19 protein-coding genes are annotated in these 21295 nt (G+C 48.5%); 5 read left to right on the top strand and 14 right to left on the bottom strand.

All coding sequences use genetic code 11. From position 1 onward, the window contains the following. Window positions 1-160: 160 nt before the first annotated feature. The 8 genes from NC997_RS24825 to NC997_RS24790 all read right to left on the bottom strand — a co-directional run bounded on the left by NC997_RS24825 (window position 161) and on the right by NC997_RS24790 (window position 7494). Window positions 161-1198 (bottom strand): leucine-rich repeat domain-containing protein, encoded by a 1038-nt coding sequence (locus tag NC997_RS24825; RefSeq protein WP_206753366.1) that lies wholly within the window; start codon window positions 1196-1198, stop codon window positions 161-163. Window positions 1199-1349: 151 nt separating this feature from the next. Continuing rightward, complete coding sequence (locus NC997_RS24820; RefSeq protein ID WP_190412145.1) at window positions 1350-2273, bottom strand: LysR family transcriptional regulator; 924 nt, start codon at window positions 2271-2273, stop codon at window positions 1350-1352. 296 nt (window positions 2274-2569) lie between these two features. Continuing rightward, window positions 2570-3334, bottom strand: a complete 765-nt coding sequence (locus NC997_RS24815) for a BMC domain-containing protein (RefSeq protein WP_347275941.1) — start codon at window positions 3332-3334, stop codon at window positions 2570-2572. 102 nt (window positions 3335-3436) lie between these two features. Further along, a complete protein-coding gene (locus NC997_RS24810) occupies window positions 3437-4219 on the bottom strand; it encodes a carbon dioxide concentrating mechanism protein (protein WP_242031429.1) in 783 nt (260 codons plus the stop codon). Between the two features lie 29 nt (window positions 4220-4248). Next, a complete protein-coding gene (locus NC997_RS24805; protein WP_190412144.1) occupies window positions 4249-6276 on the bottom strand; it encodes a ribulose bisphosphate carboxylase small subunit in 2028 nt (675 codons plus the stop codon). A gap of 31 nt (window positions 6277-6307) precedes the next feature. Then, a complete protein-coding gene (locus NC997_RS24800) occupies window positions 6308-6610 on the bottom strand; it encodes a EutN/CcmL family microcompartment protein (RefSeq protein WP_190412143.1) in 303 nt (100 codons plus the stop codon). Between the two features lie 101 nt (window positions 6611-6711). Beyond that, window positions 6712-7053: a BMC domain-containing protein gene (locus NC997_RS24795; protein WP_190412142.1), complete on the bottom strand. Its 342-nt coding sequence runs from the start codon at window positions 7051-7053 to the stop codon at window positions 6712-6714. Between the two features lie 132 nt (window positions 7054-7185). Next, window positions 7186-7494: a carbon dioxide-concentrating mechanism protein CcmK gene (locus NC997_RS24790; RefSeq protein WP_190412141.1), complete on the bottom strand. Its 309-nt coding sequence runs from the start codon at window positions 7492-7494 to the stop codon at window positions 7186-7188. A 673-nt stretch (window positions 7495-8167) separates the two neighbouring features. On the opposite strand from NC997_RS24790, the gene NC997_RS24785 reads away from it, so the two are divergent. The 3 genes from NC997_RS24785 (at window position 8168) to NC997_RS24775 (ending at window position 12928) form a co-directional block, all read left to right on the top strand. Further along, complete coding sequence (locus NC997_RS24785; protein WP_190436600.1) at window positions 8168-10039, top strand: NAD(P)H-quinone oxidoreductase subunit F; 1872 nt, start codon at window positions 8168-8170, stop codon at window positions 10037-10039. Between the two features lie 90 nt (window positions 10040-10129). After that, complete coding sequence (locus NC997_RS24780; RefSeq protein WP_190412282.1) at window positions 10130-11641, top strand: NADH-quinone oxidoreductase subunit M; 1512 nt, start codon at window positions 10130-10132, stop codon at window positions 11639-11641. Window positions 11642-11797: 156 nt separating this feature from the next. After that, entirely contained in the window at window positions 11798-12928 is a 1131-nt protein-coding gene (locus NC997_RS24775) for a CO2 hydration protein (protein ID WP_190528613.1), read from the top strand. 96 nt (window positions 12929-13024) lie between these two features. Here NC997_RS24775 and NC997_RS24770 read toward each other — a convergent pair whose 3' ends face one another. Next, complete coding sequence (locus NC997_RS24770; protein ID WP_190528611.1) at window positions 13025-14035, bottom strand: SDR family oxidoreductase; 1011 nt, start codon at window positions 14033-14035, stop codon at window positions 13025-13027. Window positions 14036-14544: 509 nt separating this feature from the next. Here NC997_RS24770 and NC997_RS24765 point away from each other — a divergent pair. Continuing rightward, complete coding sequence (locus NC997_RS24765; RefSeq protein ID WP_190426083.1) at window positions 14545-15033, top strand: DUF6335 family protein; 489 nt, start codon at window positions 14545-14547, stop codon at window positions 15031-15033. A 111-nt stretch (window positions 15034-15144) separates the two neighbouring features. Next, the gene (locus NC997_RS24760; RefSeq protein ID WP_190528609.1) at window positions 15145-15372 is read left to right on the top strand and encodes a hypothetical protein; all 228 of its coding nucleotides are present in this window, start codon (window positions 15145-15147) and stop codon (window positions 15370-15372) included. On the opposite strand, the gene NC997_RS24755 is transcribed toward NC997_RS24760, so the two are convergent. The 5 genes from NC997_RS24755 to phaA form a co-directional block, all read right to left on the bottom strand. Then, window positions 15356-16378, bottom strand: a complete 1023-nt coding sequence (locus tag NC997_RS24755) for an SDR family oxidoreductase (RefSeq protein ID WP_190528607.1) — start codon at window positions 16376-16378, stop codon at window positions 15356-15358. The two genes, NC997_RS24760 and NC997_RS24755, sit on opposite strands and share 17 nt — an antisense overlap. Before the next feature lie 158 nt (window positions 16379-16536). Beyond that, window positions 16537-17409 carry an alpha/beta fold hydrolase gene (locus NC997_RS24750; protein ID WP_190412135.1) on the bottom strand — a complete coding sequence of 291 codons (873 nt, stop codon included), beginning with the start codon at window positions 17407-17409 and terminating at the stop codon, window positions 16537-16539. Between the two features lie 65 nt (window positions 17410-17474). Next, the gene (gene phaB, locus NC997_RS24745) at window positions 17475-18197 is read right to left on the bottom strand and encodes an acetoacetyl-CoA reductase PhaB (RefSeq protein ID WP_190528605.1); all 723 of its coding nucleotides are present in this window, start codon (window positions 18195-18197) and stop codon (window positions 17475-17477) included. Window positions 18198-18409: 212 nt separating this feature from the next. Continuing rightward, a complete protein-coding gene (locus tag NC997_RS24740; protein WP_190528603.1) occupies window positions 18410-19447 on the bottom strand; it encodes a hemerythrin domain-containing protein in 1038 nt (345 codons plus the stop codon). 333 nt (window positions 19448-19780) lie between these two features. Beyond that, entirely contained in the window at window positions 19781-20974 is a 1194-nt protein-coding gene (gene phaA / locus NC997_RS24735; RefSeq protein WP_190528601.1) for an acetyl-CoA acetyltransferase PhaA, read from the bottom strand. Window positions 20975-21295 lie beyond the last annotated feature (321 nt).

Below are 21295 nucleotides of genomic sequence, written 5' to 3'. Positions count from 1 at the left end.
CAATCTCTACTCGACTTGAGACTAACATGCTCAGGCTCAATTAATTAGTTTTTTTTGATGTAGCTCTATCAGCCCCTATGCCACTACCTATAGCGTACCTGCGTAAGTCCTGAGCTGTTAATTTCACGTTCAAGTGCAAATTTCCCATGTAGGAGTCGATTTAGGTTTCGACGGCAAATGCTTCTGGGTCAACGTCCCAGTTTACCCAGCAAATCGCCTCTCTGGCAGAGGTGAGGGTGGGTGGAACGCGCAGGACGTGAAGATGGTTTGTGCTGGGACAGGTCATTTTCAGCAGATGAATGGGTTCGACATCAACGTCTGCATCAATTTTGAGCAGGGTATATTCGCGCCAGGTATCGATTGTTTGGGTTGCCAACTGCTGACAAATGCGATCGCAACCAATCTGCTGAATCAACACTCGCCGGACTTCCGCATTGGGTTCTGTCAGCAGCCATTCGGCTTGCCACTGGTTCAGGTGCGTCCAATAGCGGCGAGGAAGCTCAACACCAAAACAATCAACCCTCAGTTCTGGATTGGGATGGTTGGCTAACAGCGATAAATCTTGAATGGAATCGTCACTCAGATTGAGATATGTCAAGGAATGTAGTTGCCCGATCTCTGGTGGCAGGGATGCGAACTGGTTGTCACCCAAATCTAGCTCTCTCAAGGAATGCAGTTGCCCAATTTTTTCTGGTAGGGATGCAAGCTGGTTGCCTTCCAGATAGAGATATGTCAAGGAATGCAATTGCCCAATTTCTGCTGGCAAGGATGCCAGTTGGTTGTACTTCAAATCGAGATATGTCAAAGAATGCAGTTGCCCAATTTTTGCTGGTAGGGATGCAAGCTGGTTTAAGCTCAGATTGAGATATTTCAAGGAATGCAGTTGCCCAATTTCTGCTGGCAAGGATGCAAGCTGGTTTAAGCTCAGATTGAGTTTTGTCAAAGAATGTAGTTGCCCAATCTCTGCTGGCAAGGATGCAAGCTGGTTTAAGCTCAGATTGAGTTTTGTCAAAGAATGTAGTCGCCCAATCTCTGCTGGCAAGGATGCAAGCTGGTTTAAGCTCAGATTGAGTTTTGTCAAAGAATGCAATTGCCCAATTTCTGCTGGTAGAGATGCGAGCTGTTTGCCTCCCAGAGAGAGTTCTGTTTCATCTAAAGAATTTAGAATTAGCTGTCGAAGTTCTTCCATCTGCGACATCGTTTCATCCTTTACCTAAGCGGCGTTGGGTAGGCTCAATTGGGTCGCCTATAACTGAAGCGGCGCGAATACTTCAGCATTTCGTGTTTCTATACACCTATCCCCGGTTTAATTCCAGCTAAGTCTTTACGGCAAATGCTTCCCAGAAAATCTAATTACTACTTGCCGGTGTCTCCCCCGCAATTCGCTTCGCTTCTTCCAAGAGATAATCAAAAAACGTGCGAGCGACAACGGAGAGTTGTTTGCCAGCCGGATAAGCGATATACCAATGACGGCTAATGGGAAAACCCTCCACATCAAGGATAGTGAGTTCGCTGCTGACACCATCCAGCCCTAGCGTGTGGCGAGATAAGACAGAGATCCCTAAGCCACCTGCGATCGCTTGCTTGATCGCTTCATTACTCCCCAACTCCAACCGGACTTTCACCGCAACCTCATGCCGCTCGAATAAATTTTGCACCGATGAGCGCGTCCCCGATCCTGCCTCGCGCATAATAAACGGCTCACCCGTCAGACTAGAGAGAGGGATATTTTTTTGCTGAGCCAGTGGATGATTGATAGGTGCCAACACCACCAACGGGTTTTCTAGAAACGGGTGGCAGCGGATATCCAGATGATCTGGTATTTGGCTCAGAATATACAAATCGTCTAGATTCTCGCTCATACGGCTCAGAATCCGCTCGTGATTCGTCACTTGGAGGGCGATATCAATTCCCGGATAACGCTGGCAAAATGGCCCTAATAAACGCGGGATAAAATACTTCGTGGTTGTAATCACACTCAACCGCAAATTTCCCTGTTTCAGCCCTTTCATTTCAGCCAGAGTCATCTCAAATTGAGCTAATCGCTCGAAGACTTCCCGGCACGTTACCATCAGTTCGCGTCCGGCGTCTGTAAGATAAAGGCGCTTGCCCACCTGCTCAAACAGCGGTGTCCCAACAGCCTTGGTGAGTTGCTTCACCTGCATAGAGACAGTAGGCTGGGTGAGAAATAGTTCTTCTGCCGCACGGGTAAAGCTCCCGTGGCGAGCAACCACTTCAAAAACCTTCAACTGGTGTAGCGTTGCCTGCTTCAAACGCCCTTCTCCTGCCAGTTATAGATAAAACTCTATTGTACCTATCGCAAATAATACCTTTTATCCATGAAGATTCAAGGTTATGATTGAATCACTGAACAAAGTAACAGTCTTCCTTCCTAAAGGCGTTGTACATTTACTTGATGCTTGGTTTGGGAAGTTATCATTCATTTTCATCCTGTGTTTTGCAGGCTGATTTCCCCCAAACATCAGAGTCATAAATGTGCAACGCTTTCCCTATGGCTGAAATTTTCAGCCTCTCTACTGAGTGCTACATTCACAATCTAAGATTTAAATTATTCTTGAACCTGAATTGGTAGCTTAGCTAAATCTGGCAATTCCACCAGCTGTTTTTCCTGTTCCTTGATAGCGACTGGCAATTTCAGGGGTTGGGGTTTCTCCTCTATCCAACAAGCCGCCGCAGGCAGGCATTGCTCCAGGTCGTCCAACGGTCGAGGAATCACCATTAAAGAATTAAATTCCCCAATCCTCTCGGCTTCTTGCATCCCCGCTTCGACAGCCACGGCGACATCTGCCACGGAACCCCGAATAATCGCGGTACATAAACCACCGCCAATCGTTTCGTAGGAAGACAGATACACTTCTGCTGCTTTGAGCATGGCGTCACAAGCTCCAACCATCGCCGGAAAGCCCCGCGTTTCTAATAAACCAACTGCTTGATTGCTGAGACGGCTGTAACCGTTGTTATCGGTAAGTTGGGATAAGTGTTTCCCAAGCGGAAAAATGACTTCCAAATTTGGCAGGGGGCGAGGAATCACCGAAGAGGAAATATACTGACCAAACTGTTCGGCAGTCTGGGCACCCGCTTCGACGGCTAAACGGACATCGGCAATGCCACCTCGGACAATCGCAGTACAGTAACCACTACCAATTTTCTCAAACCCGATGAGCGTTACCCCAGCGGACTTCAGCATCATATCGGCACAGCCGATGATCGCAGGGAAACTCTGAGTCGAAACCATGCCCAAAGCAGTGTCTTTAAAGCTTTTGGATTGACTTTGCCGCTCAAATCGAGCCAGTCCTGGCTGTTGTACCTCCACCGATGACCTCCCAGAGAAACTATTCTTGCGCCTAACTTTAGTATGCCCACAGTCACAGATTAGTTGATAATTGCTAGTGCTGATAACTGCCAAAAGTCAAAACTATGAACTTTGAGTGTCTTTGGGGGGGTGGTTGGCGGATTTATAGTGAGGAAACAAAGTCGTCAGCAGCCGATTGAGGTTCGCTTGTCCATAGACTGGAGTCCCAGCGGTTGGAGATGGCGGCGTTAGCTCGTTCGGGGTGTCTTCGCTGCTGGATGTGGAGAGAGTAGAAGCGATCGCTTGCCCATTTTGAGTTTCCTCGCCAGTGGATGCTGCGGGGACGTCCTCTTGGTTGACTTGCGGATCTAAAACAGCCTCGCTGGAAGCGGCAGTTGGGGTGTCGGCAGTTGGGGTATCAGCAGTTGGAGTATCGGCAATTTGACGAGTGTTATCTCCGAACAGAGAACCCGGTGGCACGACTTGCCAAGACTCCACGTTACTGTTAAAAACCGTCGTCGTGGAACCGATACAGGCATTCGCACCAATCTTGCTTTTGCCGACGACAAGGACGCCAGCTCCCAATACTGCCCCTGTTTCCACTTCTATGGTGCCTTCGTAGGCATGAAGAATGGTTCCCATGCCGATGCAGACACCCGCAGCAATGATAATTTTACTGTCTGGAGCTGCTTGCAGGATTGCTCCCGGACCGATCGCAGCACCGTCATCAATGCTTACATCCCCTTTCACATAAACTTGAGAGTTGCCAAGTGGCGGCAGTAGCGGCAAGTGCATGGGGCTAGAAAGTAAGGAGTGGCGAAATAACTTTTGGCTGAAGGAACAAGAATTGAATTTTTCTTTTTTACCCTTCATCCCTGCTAAAGGATGAAGAATGAAATTTTTCATTCTTCATCCTTACATTCTTCATCCTTGTTCTAGCGGCTACCGCTCTTCGCTGGCTGTTGAATCAGCAACGGTTTGTTGACGCGACGCTTGGCTTTGGGGTCAATTCCAAAGAAGCGCACGTACTCTCCGGCGTGGCTAGCCATGCAAGCTTCCAAAGCAGCGATCGCTTCTACTTCCCGATTTGTTTCAATCGGAGAGCAAGTGTGCCAAGAACTGGTGCGGAAGCGGCGCTCATCGGCGTGTTCCGTGCCAATCTTGTAGCCTTGAGCCAATATATTTCGCACCTGCTCAATCGCTTCTGAATTTAACAGAGAACTGTTTTCAATCTGCGGAGCGCTGGCTGTTGAACTCTTAGCTGTTGAACTATTGCCTGGGGCAGTGTTGGCACCCTTCGCCGTAGGTGCGCCGTCGGGACGTTGGATAATTTGCTCTAGCACCCGTCGCTTGGCTTTGGAGTCAATGCCAATTAAGCGCACGTATTCCCCTGGGTGTTCGGCTACGATTGCTTCTAAAGCTGCGATCGCTTCCGATGCCGACCGAGCTTCGATTGCTTTCCCACTCGTCCAGGAACTGGTGCGGAAGCGGCGTTCGTTCGCATATTCGGTACTAATCTTGTAGCCTTGATTCAGCAGGCTTTGCACTTGTTGTGCCAAGTCGCCGCCGAGCTGTGCGCTAGCGGTGTTAGCCGGTGATTGAGCGCTACCGTTGTTAGATTTAGTGTTAGCAGTTTTAGTTGCTTTGGCTTGTGTGGGTGCCTGCCCGCCGGGACGTTGGATAATTTGCTCTAGCACCCGTCGCTTGGCTTTGGAGTCGATGCCAATCAAGCGCACGTATTCCCCTGGGTGTTCGGCTACGATCGCTTCTAACGCTGCGATCGCTTCTGACGCTGACCGAGCTTCGATTGCCTTACCACTTGTCCAGGAACTGGTGCGGAAGCGGCGTTCGTTCGCATATTCGGTACTAATCTTGTAGCCTTGATTCAGCAGGCTTTGCACTTGTTGTGCCAAGTCCCCACCCTGGAAGCTAGCGGTGTTAGCGGGTGATTGGGTGCTACCGTTATTAGATTTAGTGTTAGCAGTTTTAGTTGCTTTGGCTTGTGTGGGTGCCTGCCCGTCGGGACGTTGGATAATTTGCTCTAGCACCCGTCGCTTGGCTTTGGAGTCAATGCCAATTAAGCGCACGTATTCCCCTGGGTGTTCGGCTACGATTGCTTCTAAAGCTGCGATCGCTTCCGATGCCGACCGGGCTTCGATTGCTTTCCCACTCGTCCAGGAACTGGTGCGGAAGCGGCGTTCGTTCGCATATTCGGTACTAATCTTGTAGCCTTGATTCAGCAGGCTTTGCACTTGTTGTGCCAAGTCACCGCTAAAAGAGGCACTCGTCGAGGCTGGTGTAGCTGCACGGCGATCGCGCCCACCTTGGTTGGGTTGACTCATCTCATCCCGAATAGGTGTAATACACGCAGTATCTCCAGCACACAGATAGCCAGCTCTTAGTGCCTCATTAATCCCAACGACATGACGGCTAAAGTCGGTATCTTGTGCTTGCACATCCGATAAGCGGTCAGCTTGCTGCTGATTGGTAATCACCGCTCCCGAAGGTACATACTTTCCTGGAGGAATCTCTACATCCTGAATCAAGGCGTGCATCATCACAATGCAGCCTTTGCCCACCCTAGCGTTAAATACCGTAGAGCGGAAGCCAATAAAGCAATTATCCCCAACATAAGCGGGGCCGTGAATCAAAGACATATGGGTTAAGGAAGCATTCTTCCCGACCCACACCGAGTATTCCTGATTGTCATCCCCAACGACTCGACCTTGTTCCAAACCGTGAACCACGACACCATCTTGGATATTCGTGCCTTCGCCGATGTAGAATGGCGCTCCTTCATCAGCTCGGATCGAAGTTCCCGGTGCAATTAACACCTGAGGGCCAATCCGCACATCTCCAATAATGTTGGAAAAAGAATGCACGTAAGCGCTTGCGTCAATCTTCGGTTCCGCCAAACTTTTTGACCAAGGGGTCGGGGGAGCCGCAAAGCTGCGGGCTGCCATATCTCTAAACCTCACTAACTGAACAAAGTAACTAACGATATTGTTCTTTCTTGCTGTACAGGAGGCGATTGTCTACACTGACCGTGTCAATAATCGCCACCACCATCGCATCGAGAGGACGCTTTTCGCTGCCATCTACAATCCGGGCAGCACTCCCACGGCTAACCAGAACCCACTCATCTATACCAGCGCCTACCTGATCGCCAGCTACCTCGTATTGGGGTAGGATCTGCCCCTCTTCATCAATAAATTGCAACAGCAATAGCTTGACGCCTCGAAGGCCAGGCTCTTTATGGGTGCTAACAACCGTGCCACGAACTTTGGCAATTTGCATGATCGGTAATTGGGGAAAAAAGGAAACAAGGTAATTGGTAATTGGGAAAAAGGTCTTTTCCCATTACCGATGACCCATTACCCCTTACCCATGACCTAATCTTACGGCCTATTGAAAGGACGAATGCCACTAACACTTTCCCGGAATTGTTCAACAGCTTCCGTGTAACGAATGGGCAGAACGTACTCCAGGTTCTCGTGGGGACGCGCAATAATGTGAGTGGACAGTACTTGACCGCCATTCACTCGCTTTACGGAATCAACGCCCGCCGATACAGAAGCCTGTACTTCCGAAACATCTCCCCGAACGATCACGGTGACGCGACCGCTGCCAATTTTTTCATAACCCACTAGCGTGACGCGGGCAGCTTTTACCATCGCATCCGCAGCTTCCACAACGGCAGGAAAGCCTAGTGTTTCAATCATTCCAACTGCAATTGCCATCAGTTCTTCCTTCGCTTAATTTAAGTGTTTTGACTTGAAAATTTGGACTTTTCGGGGTTTCGAGTTGAGACGCGACCTAAAAATATATAAGGGAACACCGCCACCGGAGCGCTGCTGGCGTCTTCACCCTCCTTACGTCCGGAACTGTTCGACAACTTCCGTGTATCGAATCGGTAGCACATACTCCAGGTTCTCATGAGGACGCGCAATGATGTGAGTGGACAGAACTTCTCCGCCATTCACGCGCTTGGCTGCATCCACTCCGGCGGATACTGACGCCTGCACCTCAGACACATCCCCCCGAACAATTACCGTTACCCGGGCACTGCCAATTTTTTCATAGCCTACCAGTGTAACTCGAGCCGCTTTAACCATCGCATCCGCAGCTTCTACAATCGCTGGAAAGCCCTTGGTCTCAATCATTCCAACCGCAATTGGCATTTATTATCTCCTACCTAGTGGGACCTACACTCGCCTTAATTTGTACTTCTTGTAAAATTTGGACGAGGACACCCATTCTTTCATCTCAAGAACTATCGCTTAGCCTCGCATCATTAAGCATAGAGAAGCGAGGCTTACTTGACAATATAAACTATTATGATATTTTTATATTAAAGAGTTTAAGAAAACTTAACGGTCGTCAAAATGGCGTTTCTGTTCAATAAAAGCTTATCCGTTTCTGGAATGCTTCCTTATGTTTTATAATTTCTTTATTACTTTTGAATAGTCTACAGGATTATCTCCTGTAAACCGCACTGGGGGGGATTTTCAAAAAAAAATGAAGACTTTCCTAGGGCTTAGTCCGTGTCAAAATTAGACACTAATAAGCGAAAGCTTTTCAAGGTATAAATTTTTCAAATTTGCTTTATAAACACAGGTATAGTAGGTAAACATACCGATGTTTTTAATAGCTATGAGGAGAGTTCAAGATGAGTATAAATAATTTTTGGAGTTCTCAAGTGTTAATTTACAGCAAAAAAACGTCATACTGAAAAAAAAATAAACCTATTAATCTGACGTTTACAAGATCGCCATAGTTTGCCTGGGAACTACTTCCGAGTGCCTCTTGGTGAGCAAGTCGATTGATGAAGAAAATAGCAAGGGCTTTCCTAATATGACAGAGTTTCTCACCCAGACAAGTTGGTGGGTGCCTTTCTATGGATTACTGGGGGCAGTTCTTACCCTGCCGTGGTCAACTGGATTTATTCGTCGGACAGGCCCACGCCCAGCAGCTTACTTTAACCTGTTGATGACTATCTTGGCGTTTGTACACGGCACGATTGTCTTCAGAAGTACCTGGAACCAAGAGCCGATAAAGCTTGTATTCCATTGGCTACAGGTGGCAGATTTAGATCTGACCGTTGCTTTGGATATCTCAGCCGTAAGTGTTGGGGCAATGGAGCTAGTGACGGGCTTAAGCCTCCTGGCGCAACTGTTTGCCTTGGGGTATATGGAGAAAGACTGGGCATTAGCTCGCTTCTTTGCCTTGATGGGATTTTTTGAAGGGGCGATGAGTGGCTTAGCCATTAGCGACTCTTTGTTTCTCACCTATGCCTTGTTGGAAGTGCTGACCCTTTCCACCTATTTACTGGTAGGGTTCTGGTATGCTCAGCCGCTAGTGGTGACAGCCGCGCGAGATGCCTTCCTAACCAAGCGGGTGGGAGACATCTTGCTATTGATGGGGGTGGTAGCGCTATCAACTGTAGCAGGAACCTTGGATTTTCCCGATTTATATGAGTGGGCGGAAACGGCTACCTTATCGCCATTAACATCCACGTTATTAGGATTGGCATTGATTGCTGGGCCGGTGGGAAAATGTGCCCAATTCCCGCTGCATCTTTGGCTAGATGAGGCGATGGAAGGGCCTAACCCGGCTTCAATCTTGCGAAACTCGGTCGTGGTGGCTTGTGGTGCTTATGTGCTGATTAAACTCCAGCCAATCTTAATCCTTTCCCCGGTGGCTTCGGCGACCTTGGTGGCGATTGGCACAATGACGGCGATTGGTGCTTCGTTGGTGGCGATCGCGCAGATTGATATTAAACGAGCTTTATCCCATTCCACCAGCGCTTACTTGGGTTTGGTGTTTATCGCCGTCGGGTTGCAATGGACAGGTTTCGCCCTGATGTTGCTGTTTGCCCACGCGATCGCCAAAGCGTTATTGTTCATGAGTATCGGTTCCATCATCATCACCACCAACAACCAAAACCTTACGGAAATGGGCGGTCTCTGGTCGCGGATGCCAGCGACCACCACTGCCTTTTTGGTCGGCAGCGCTGGATTAGTCGGACTCTTACCATTGGGAGGCTTTTGGGCGCTGCGCCTGGGGATTGATGACTTTTTCACAAACCAACCCTGGCTGGTAGCAGTCTTGCTCTTAGTTAACTGCCTGACCGCCGTAAATTTGACTCGCGTGTTTCGTCTGGTTTTCTTAGGCGAACCCCAGGCAAAAACTCGCAGGGCACCAGAGGTTCCTTGGCCGATGGCTGTGCCGATGGTGTCTTTGATCGTAGTCACACTGCTCGTCCCTGTGATGATGCAGCGCTTGTCACTGCTGCCTGATTGGGAATATCTCAACCAACAAGCGTTGCTGCTACTGGTGATTTCCGGCTTAATTGGCACAGTTCTAGGAAGCGTGATTTATCTACCCAGAACTTGGTCTAGATCCGTTCGGATTCCCTTCAGATTTCTGCAAGACTTGTTCGCCTACGACTTTTATATTGACCGACTTTACCGCGTGAGTGTGGTTTTTGCAGTTGACCGACTTTCCCGGTTAAATGCTTGGATCGATCGCTATGTAGTAGATGGATTCGTTAACTTGGTTGGCGTTGCCACAATTTTCAGTGGGCAAAGCTTAAAGTACAACGCTACAGGTCAGTCCCAGTTTTATTTACTCACCATCCTCGTAGGATTAAGCGTTTTAAGCATTCTCATACTCTGGCCCATTTTAAGTGTTTTGAGTTCCGAGTTGTCCTTAGGTAATTGGTAAGAAAGAATGGGTAATGGAATCCCCAATCCATTCCCTCTTACCCTTACGACCAACTACCAACTACCCATTAAAAATTACCCGTTCCCTAGTATGCTCAGTGCTTTGATTTGGTTGCCGGTAATAGGTGCTGCGATAATCGGGTTTCTGCCCGGAACCATGAACCCGCAAGTCCCCCGGAAAGTGGCTCTGGCTGTTATTAGTGGTGTCTTTATCTGGTCTATTTTCCTAGTGAGCCAGTTTCAATATACAGAGGGACTGTTACAGTTTTCTGAGTTTATCCCTTGGATTGACACCTTAGGATTGACCTACCATCTCGGTGTGGATGGCTTGTCTTTGCCTTTGCTCGTTTTAAATAGTCTTTTAACAGGAATAGCGCTTTACAGCACGAATGACTCTATTCAGAGACCTCGGTTCTATTACGCTCTAATTTTATTGTTGAATGGGGCTGTCTCTGGTGCCTTTTTAGCGCAGGATTTGCTGTTGTTTTTCCTCTTTTATGAGGTAGAACTGATTCCGCTATATCTGTTGATTGCTATCTGGGGAGGACAACGGCGAGGCTACGCAGCCACAAAGTTTCTTATTTATACGGCAGTCTCTGGAATTCTAATTTTGGCATCTTTCTTTGGGTTAGTGCTACTCAGTGGTGCCTCGACGTTTGAATTTGAAAAATTGTATGCCCTGTCCCTACCATTAGGGACACAATTTCTGTTGTTGGCAGGAATTTTGGTAGGCTTTGGCATCAAAATTCCTTTAGTTCCCTTCCACACCTGGTTGCCGGATGCTCACGTAGAAGCCTCAACGCCCGTTTCCGTCCTGTTGGCTGGTGTGTTGTTGAAGTTAGGAACCTATGGGTTACTGCGGTTTGGATTGGGTTTGTTTCCCGAAGCGTGGGCGGTTGTGGCACCTTGGTTGGCGACTTGGGCGGTCGTGAGCGCGTTGTATGGTGCATTCAATGCGATCGCTCAAAAAGATATGAAAAAAATGGTGGCTTATAGCTCCATTGCTCACATGAGTTACATCCTATTAGCCGCCGCCGCCGCCACCCCCCTAAGCCTGATGGGAGCCGTCTTCCAAATGATTGCCCACGGCTTAATTTCATCGCTCCTGTTTCTGGTGGTAGGTGTCGTTTACAACAAGACAGGCACCCGCGATATAGAAACTCTCAAGGGTTTGCTCAATCCAGAGCGCGGCTTGCCCCTAATTGGTAGCTTGATGATAGTCGGGGTCATGGCAAGTTCCGGGATTCCCGGCATGGTAGGTTTTATTTCAGAATTTTTGGTATTCCGGGGCAGTTTCCCCGTGTTTCCGGTTCAAACCCTCCTGTGTCTGGTGGGAACAGGTTTAACCGCCGTATACTTTTTGCTTTTGGTTAACCGCGCCTTTTTCGGACGCCTGTCTGAAAAAGCTATGAATTTGCCACCCGTCCAGTGGAGCGATCGCTACCCGGCGATGCTTTTAGCAGTTCTGATTGTCATCCTGGGAATACAGCCTAACTGGATGGTGCGTTGGAGTGAATCCACGATGACAGCCATGCTCAACCGATCGAGTATGGTCGCGGAAGTTTCTCCGATTGCTAAATCGGTGGATATCAAAACCGAATAGACCTAATACCCCAACTTTCTTCCCGACCAGGGAAGCGGGAAAATGACTCCTCTCCCCTCTTAGGGAAGGAGTCGGGGGAGTCAATCAGCAGGCAGTTCTGAAAATATTTCCTCTTTTAATTTTTTCATACACATTTTACGATTACGAATAAGTCTCATGCCAAGCACCGCTTTAAAATTTTCAAATCACCCTCTAGCCGCGTATATTAACCGGCTGCAATCTGGAAAAGCTTTACTTGAGGATACGCCAGAGAATGTATTAGAAGTTGTCGGCATTCTCAAAAGCTATGGAATCGTCCTGGATGCTTATTATAAAAATCTCCTCTACATTGCCGACCATCAATTCTTAGTGCTGTTTCCCTTCTTTAAATACTTCAATGGCGAGATTACTTTTAAGAAGTTGCTGCGCCATTGGTGGCACGACCGGATTAATTATGAGTACGCCGAGTACGTGATGAAGGTGATGCTATGGCACGGTGGCGGTAGTATGGATGCTTACTTAGATTCACCGGAGTTTTACCAGCACGCGAGAACTGCAATCGAAGCCAAAATTAAAACAAACTTGCCCATTAGAGGTCTGGACAAACTGTTTCCAGAGTTTTTGCTCGAACAAGTCCGTCAGCAAGTTTATTACAGCGCTCTCGGTCAATTCTGGGAGGTGATGAGCGAAATGTTTCTCACCTTATCTGACCGCTATGACCGAGGAGAAATCAAATCAATCCCTGATGTGGTAGAACATATCCTGGCGGGTTTGGTCGCAGCGGCGGCTTCGCCAATTACTTACTCAGTAAAAATTCAAGACAAGGTTTATGACATCATTCCCAAATCAGCCGGGTTAACCTTTTTACCTGATGTCGCTGTGCCCTATGTGGAAACGATTTTCTTTAGAGGGACGCCTTTCTTAGGAACGGTTTCCTATAATGCCCAGGCTCAGCAAATTTCTCCCGATCAAAGTAGATTTGAATACGGCGCTCTCTATGCCGATCCACTGCCGGTTGGCGGTGCTGGAATTCCACCGACGCAACTGATGCAAGATATGCGTCATTTTATACCCGAATATTTATACGAGTTATACCGTCGCAGCCTTCGGGGAGAAGATGATTTGCGGGTGCAAATTTGCATCAGTTTCCAAAAGTCGATGTTTTGCGTGACGACTGCCGCAATTTTGGGACTGGCACCCCACCCCATTGACACCACCGATCCCTCTGAGCAAGCAGCGAATCAAGCTTATTTAGCGAAATGGATGGATCGGTTTATCACCTCGCGCTTAAATGACGTGAATGGTTAAAGAGTCGATTACTGGTTAATGTTGATTTGAGAAGTAGGGGCATGGTAGTTTCATGCCCTTACAGATATTTAAAACACGATCGACACAGTACTCAATTCACTCTTCGTTTTTGAAAACTTGTGTCGCGAGCAAAGCTAAGGCAACGGTACTAGCGATCGCGCCCAACTGGAGAGCAGGATTTTTAGCCAACCAGTCAGAAACGCTCGGTATCACCAGATTGCTAAAATCTCCATCAACTCTAGTATCGCCGGGAACAGGCTCATAAAGGTTGTTCCGATCATCAGGGGACTTCGGCTCGTTGGTGCGTTGAGCTTGGAAGCCAACGAGCAGCAACAAAGAATCCACCAGTTCCGGCGATAGCCGCTGTAGCGCATCTAGCGCTCTAGCAGCATCCCCAACCAAGAAGTCACGAGTTGGATGTTCAGCGACGTAGAGGATCGCGTCAGCGACCAGCCTGGGGTCATAGTAGGGCGGTATCCCTGACGGCTTCACGCCTAGCTTGGTGAGACCATTGTTCCAGAAGGGTGTATTGATGACCGCTGGTTTTACACTCGTCACGCTGATGGGGATGCCCTCATGTTGTAGCTCGACGCGCATTGCTTCGAGGAATCCCTCAATCCCATGCTTGGCTGCGGAGTATGCACTTTGATAAGGGAGACTTCGCACGCCCTCCATTGAAGAAATGTGGATTAGCGCCCCCCGTCCCTCTCGCTTGAGATGGGGTAGCGCCGCCATTGCACCGTATACCTGCCCCATCAAGCTAACATCAATAACGCGCTTAAACTCTTCTGGTGTGGTGTTGTCGAATGTGGCAAAGATGCCCACGGCAGGGAGGTGTACCCAGGTATCGAGCCGCCCGTATACCTCTACGGTACGATCTGCGATCGCCTTCACCTGCTCGAATTCTGACACATCAGCTACCACAGCCGTTGCTTCACCACCAAGGCTACGAATCTCGTCCATCAAGGATGCTAGCTTCGACTCACTACGAGCTGAGACAACTAACTTTGCCCCTTTCTTGGCGAACTGAAGGGCTGTCTCGCGCCCGATGCCGCTGCTCGCCCCAACGACGGCAACAACCTGCTGATTGATTGGTTTTAGTTGCATTAATGCTACTCCTTAAAGTTTTTATGCCAAAAAATTCACCTCTAAAGGTAAAGTTTTTCTAGAACGTTTGGTCTAATTGGAATCTACAAAATCAACTTTTCAATAATTACATCATACTAAGCAATAGCGAAACAAACATTGTACTTAAGCAGAGTTAAAAGCGCTCTGGATATTGTAAAAATCAAAAATTAGGATCTTGCCTGATTCCTCATCAGTTAAAAGGGGCATATTGGAAGCCGCGATCGCTTGCTCAATCTACTGATAACTATTCAGACAAATTTATGTGCTTCTAAGCAGAATAATTACTATGCCTTCACTCAACTTCTACCCAAAGCATAGTTTAGCATTAAGCTACGAAGTGCCCGTAGATACATAGAGCTTTAAATTCACGATGAATAAAGTTTTTTATTTGCAGGAACAATAAATTTTCATCCTATTTGTGGATTTTGCTAGTCTCATCTTTAGATATGTTGCATTTATAGGTATTCGCAGGATTCACATAAAGCATTATGGCTGATAAAACTAGGAAAGCAGACAACGAAGGCAATACACGCAAACAAGGAAATCTTTCAGATATACCCATTGAAGATACTGACCTAGTTTCAGATATCCCCGTAGAAGATACTGGCGAACCAATTATTTCAGATTTACCCCAGGCAATTACTGAATCCTTGGGAACGGGTGTTGCCCAAGAGCCAGGACTAGAAATTGGTGGGCGAACCATGCGCGATCGCATGGAGCAGTACACATCGGCTGGCCCAGAACTAACCGGCGGTGATATTGATGCTCGTTGGGATCAGGCGGAAGCGGTTGGTGACGAAGCAGTAGGGGGAACTGTTGCTACTCCCGATCAGAATGTTGTTGACGAACTCGGAGTTGCTGTTGGGCTTGATTATGACGACGGCGTATCTCTTCAGACAAATGAGATTTTGGAGTCACGGGACGCTGGTCGATGGGAGTTAGACCCCATGTCTGCGGAAGATTATCCGGAGCATTGAGTATTGTGTGGAGCGCGATCGCATTTTCAGTGAGATTCCAGTAAACCCTTGCAATCAGGGAACTCCCAGAAAAAAATTATCAATCTAGATTAATCCTACTAAGAGCAGTTTATGGCAACCCCAGATCCCGACACCAGACCAATAGACCTAGAAATCACTGGAAACATTGATACACCAGATACACCATCGATGCCAGCTCCCGATGCCTATGTTAATCTAGGCGATTCGGCAAGCAACCCGCTAATTATTTCGCCGCTGTCGGAAGAAGCAGAAGCAAAGGACTATCAGGAAGAGACTGAAGATGCCGAACGCTCAACAGCAGCTAGTGAGGGAGAGTAACATCTGTTGGCAGGGTTCGCAGGGCGATCGCTCCGAGGACGACAACACTTGCGATCGCGCCCCACTTCAGAACCGGATTTTTATCCACCCAGTCGGTAAGGCTCGGTATCGCTAAGTTGCTAAAATCTCCCTTGACTCGGTCATGGGCTGGGATAGATTCATAAAGATTGTTTGGCGCATCGTCTGACTTTGGCTCGTCGGTGCGCTGGAGTTTAAAGGCAACACGCTGCAATATGGCATCTACCAGTCCAGGCGAAAGCCGTTGAAGCAAATCTAGCGTTCTAGCCGCATCCCCAACGAGGAAGTCACGGGTGGGATGTTCGGCAACGTAGAGAACCGCGTCAGCGACCAAGCTGGGTTCGTAGAAAGGCGGTAGGCTGGCTGGCTTCACACCTAGCCGGGTGAGCGCATTGTTGTAGAGGGGTGTGTTGACGGCGGCGGGTTTGACACTCGTCACGCTGATGGGGATTTTCTCATGTTGCAGTTCGACGCGCAGGGCTTCGATGAATCCCTCCATACCGTGCTTTGCGGTGCAGTAGGAACTCTGAAGCGGGAGACTGCGCCTGCCCAAGACGGAAGAGAGATGGATCAGCGCCCCTCGCCCCTCACGCTTGAGATGGGGTATCGCCGCCATCGCACCGTATGCCTGCCCGACCAATCCGACATCAATAACGCGCTTAAACTCTTCTGGTTTTGTCTTATCGAAGGCGGCATAAACGGCAATCGCGGGGCAATGCACCCAGGTATCGAGTCGCCCATACACCTCTACAGTACGGTCTGCGATCGCTTTGACCTGCTCGAATACCGTCACATCGGCGACGATAGCAGTTGCCTCACCGCCGAAGCTTTTAATCTCGTCCACCAAGGACGCTAGCTTTGACTCACTGCGAGCAGAAACGACCACCTTTGCCCCTTTCTTGGCAAATTGGAGGGCTGTTTCCCGCCCGATGCCGCTGCTCGCTCCCACGACTGCAACGACCTGCTGATTGATTGCCTTCAGTTGCATCAATGCTACTCCTTAAAGTCCTCATTAAAAATTCTTCACCTCTGGTGGTGAAGCCAATCTAGAAATGCTTGATTTAAGTGAAATCTACGAGTTCAACTTCTACCCAAAAAATAAGCCAGAGCAAGCGTGCCTACATCAGCCGCAGGGTTGACAGTTCTCTAAGCACCAACTCCAGCAAGAAACTGGCTCAACTCAGCACTGAAAATCTCCGGGCGTTCGACATGGGGTAAGTGACCGCAATCGGGGATTAAGGCGAGGTGTCCTTGCTTTAGGCGGCTAACCGCGTCGTGAGCTTGCTCTTTTGGGAGAACCAAATCCTCCGTCCCCCACACGACAAGAGTCGGCATTGGTAACTCTCCTAGAGAGTCGAGAAACACTTGATGCTGTCCAAATACATTCAGTTGGGCGCGCAGCGAGGTCAGAGTAGCTTGGAGAAAACCGGGCATCTGAGACATTCGCTCTTGCTCTGCTATCCACACCGCGGGAGCCTGCGCGGGGTGGGCGAAGAACAGTGTCGCCCGTAACCAAGACCGCATTTTAGCGCCAGGAGGCGTTTGGCACCCAACGATCGCTACATCCCCATACCCAGGTAAAGTTAACTGAGACAGCAACGGGGTGACAGCGTAACCAAGCCCGGAACTATCTACCAGCACCAAAGCTGCGACTTGTTCGGGACGGGATAGGGCAAAGCGTAACGCAACTTGACCGCCTAGGGAGTTGCCGACTAGCACCGCCCGCTCAATTCCCAGCGCGTCAAGAAAATCTACCAAGAACTGCTTAAGAAACTCTGGCGTGTACTCAAGGGATGGTTTGGCACTATCACCAAAACCGGGAAAGTCCGGCGCATAGACGTGATAGGTAGCTCCCAGGTTGGGAAGCACCCAAGACCAATCAAGAGCGCTGGCACTATCTCCATGTAGCAGCACTAACGGTAGACCATCATCGCCTGCTTTAAAGTACCGGATGCTTAAACCGCTCACATTGATTCGCCGCTCTTCAACCTCTGTTTTCACGCTTGGCTCCAATCCCATCTAAATAATGAAGTTTAATTATTAGTGTTGAATGTTCATTCAACCCAATGCGATCGCTATCGCCCTTAAGTGTGATGAGCGCCGTTGACTCTCACAACTTCGCCAGTGACGTAGCTGCTTGCGCTCGGTGAAAGCAGGAATGCAACTGCCCAAGCAACTTCCTCCGGTTTACCGAAGCGACGAAGCGGAATCTCGGACACAATGCGCTCTTTCACCTTATCTGGCACCGACTTAACCATATCAGTCTCAATAAATCCCGGTGATACAGCGTTGACTCGTACCCCATAACGAGCCGCCTCTAAAGCGAGGGACTTGGTTAAACCAATCACAGCCGCCTTGGTTGCGGCATAGTTAGTTTGACCGATGTTTCCCCGTTCACCCGAAATCGAGCTGATGCAAACCACAGAGCCTTCTTTCCGCTCGTACATTTTGGGGATAACGGGCATCAAGGTGTTGTAAACGCCTTTCAAGTTAGTGTTAATTACGGCATCCCAGTCTTCGGTTGTCAATTTGGGAAAAAAGTTGTCTTGGGTAATCCCAGCATTCGCCACAATCCCGTAAATTGACCCTAGTTTCTGTTCAACCTGTTCTGCTACTGCTTCCATCGCTGCTTTGTCGGTTACATCAGCTTGGATTGCGATCGCTCCATGCTGACCATTGGTAGCACTGCGGTGGGTGTAAGCTACCTTAGCTCCCAGCTCCTCCAAGAGACTGATGATAGCGGCTCCTATCCCTCTACTACCGCCCGTTACCAAGACGACTTTATCTTCCAGTCCCAAAGATGCCATGAGTCACTTCTACATCCTATTTCGATTACTGATTCCAGTGTCTTCGCCGCAAAACACCAATATTTGCAGTTGTAGTTGAGCAACAGTGAAACCCAACAAATCTTGATTAATGTTGTGAGCCAGCGATTTAGATACCCGACTTCTCCAAAAAGTCGGGTATCTCGGCTTCACGAATCATTTAGGACTGCTATAGGAGCCGTGAATTATTGCAATTACGCTGACATTTCTTGCTGAATCTTGCTCTTAGCGGCTTTAAATTCAGTAGCCATTTGCTCTTTCTGCTCAGTGCTACAATTTTTGTCAATTGCCGTGAACATCGTAAATTCTTCTTGGCGAATGTGGTCGCCAACCACTTCCATTAGGTCTTTAATTTTTGATCTGAAATGGTCGGCATTAGCAGGGTCAATCGCCTTAATTTCATCGAGCATCTGCTTCATTTGCGCTTGCTCGTCGTAAAGCTCTTGAGTGTTGTCATCGCCGTAGAACGAGCGTACTTTCGGGTACACTACTTCTTCTTCTGCTTGAGCGTGTGTTAATAAATCTTTGTAGATTTGCCCGAAATACTCTTGGAGCTTTTGAGGATCTTTCGTCGCTCCAACTTCAGTAAAAAGTGTATTCACTTTCTCGTGATCCAGCCGGATAAGGGTCTGGATATTCATATCTTGCTTGTCAGTGTTTTGCGTAACCACACTGCCAGCTACACCCGATAGGGCGGCAACTGCATCTTGCACCCTTGCCCAGAGTCCCTGATGCGCGTCTTGACCAGTCATTTCGCGGACTCCCACCTGTTCGAGCATCCCCTTGAGTTGTTCTTGGTGAGCGCGACCCTCGAAGTTGACAGTATTCAGAGGCCCAATTGCCACTTCAATATCCGCCCCTACAACCTGAGCGGCTTTGTGGATCATGATTCCACTCATGGCTTGACCATGCTTCATCAGTTCATGGTGAATGAGTTTCTGATAATAAGTAAACTCATCGCCGGACATCATCTGCTCAAACTGCGGAATAAATATCTTGGTTGCAGGACTCGGTTCAGATTGAATGCCGTATTGAACGATTACAGTGTCTATAACGCCCAGATTTTTCTGGTCATCAGAAAGCATATTCTGGAGACGTTCGCGAACATCTTCATAAGGGCAGGCATCAATGAGTTTTTGATCGTTAGAGATGATTAAACTTTGAAAGGCTCTCAGGTCTGCCAATCTTTCGCCAATCGCCATCCGCTTTGTATCGTCTATTGTTGTAACCATGCTTTGTTATCCTGTAGGAAAATAGTTTGATTGATACCCGTTTCACGGCAAAGGTAATGTAGCTCAATACGAGTTACCCAAATATTACTCAGAGAGTTTTTAGAGGCGTTGTTCACGCCTTGCTTTGAGAACCCGAACGAACACCACTACCTTAGTTCTGGAAATGGGTTATTTCAAGCGAAAAAAACCTTGAATATCTTGATTTTGTCGTTGATCCAGTTCTCTTCCACCTAGCCCAGGTTAGATGTTTTGGTTTAGTCCACGAAAAGCTGAGTTGAGTTACTGAACCAAGAATTCTACGGCTATACGTTGTAAAAACCTTGGAAGTGTCAATTATCCAAGCCGCTCAATTGCGATCGCAGTTCCGCCACCAGTTCCATGACACACCGATGCCAGTCCCATCTGTCCATTTCGCTCCTGTAAGGCGTTGAGCAGGGTGACGATAATTCGCGCCCCCGACGCACCGATGGGATGCCCCAGCGCGATCGCTCCCCCATAGACATTCAGCTTCTCGTAAGGAATGCCCAGCTTGCGGTTGAACAGCACGCTGCTTAGAGCAAAAGCCTCGTTGTTCTCGAACAAGTCAAAATCGTAGATTCTCATCTTGAGCTTGTCTAAAAGCTTGTTGACTGCCAGAATCGGAACCTCTGGGAAGCGCCAAGTTTCTCCACCTATCGACGCTCCCCCAAGGATACGGGCTAAGGGTTTGAGGTTATAGCGTTCTACCGCCATTTTGCTTGCCAAAACTAAAGCTGCGGCTCCATCGGATATCTGACTGCTGTTTCCAGCCGTGAACACCCCATCTTCCCGAAAAGCAGGCTTTAGCTTGGCAAGGCTCTGCAAGGTGGTTTCGGGGCGAATCCCCTCATCTTTGTCCACGAGTTGCAAACCTTTTTTTCCCTCTATTTTTATGGGTGCAATCTCCTTGTTGAACCAGCCGTTCTCGGTTGCGATCGCTGCCCTAGCTTGTGAATATAGCGCTACTTCGTCCAAATCCTGCCGCGTCACTTGGTAAGCTGCTGCCAGCCGCTCAGCTTGCTCTCCCATCGTTTCGGTGGTCGTGGAATCGGTAAGACCGTCCTCAAGTAAAATATCGCTGAGTTGCTCTGGCGCACCCAGTAACGTCTTATACCCCCATCTGGCTCGATGCGACAGGAAAAACCCTGTCTGAGACATCGATTCCATGCCGCCAGCCAGTACGATTTCCGCTTCGCCAGAACGGATAGCCGTGGCGGCGTTCATCACGCTCATCATTCCCGACGAACACACCATATCCACTGCATACCCATTCACCGTCTGGGGAATCCCGGTTTTGAAAGCTGCCTGACGGGGCAAAGACTGCCCGTGTCCCGCCCTGAGTACATTACCAAAGATATATAGGTCTAAAGCTTCCCCCGAAACTTCCGCCCGATCCAACGCTGCTTGCATGACGTGGGCACCTAATTCTACTGGGGAAAAACCCGCTAACGCACCTCCGAACCGACCGAGCGGTGTCCGTACTGCCGAGACAATATAGGCTTCTTGCATACATCCTCATTATTTTTTACAATGGCAGGTCTTGTAACTTTACTAACTTAAGGCGGGATATTTCTTGAGGCTACTTTCATTAGTTTCAGGAAGGTTTCACCATTTACAATAAAGTCGAACTAAAGCCAGCCATTGTGATAGCTTTCCGCAAATAAATCAACCCCTATTCTGCGACAAAGGGATTTTTCCCAAGACCGTAACGCCGAGATTCAAAAGATGCTTTTTTGTAAATTATATTTACAATTAACTTAAAAAATTTAGTTTATTTATAAATCATCCATTAGAGCTAATCACCAATTATTATTTGATTAAGATAGTGGA

The organism is Trichocoleus sp. DQ-A2 (assembly GCF_039961915.1).
Classification (GTDB): domain Bacteria; phylum Cyanobacteriota; class Cyanobacteriia; order Cyanobacteriales; family FACHB-T130; genus FACHB-T130.
The sequence above is the reverse complement of the archived record's forward strand: the minus strand, read 5'-3'. Positions and strand labels throughout refer to the sequence as shown.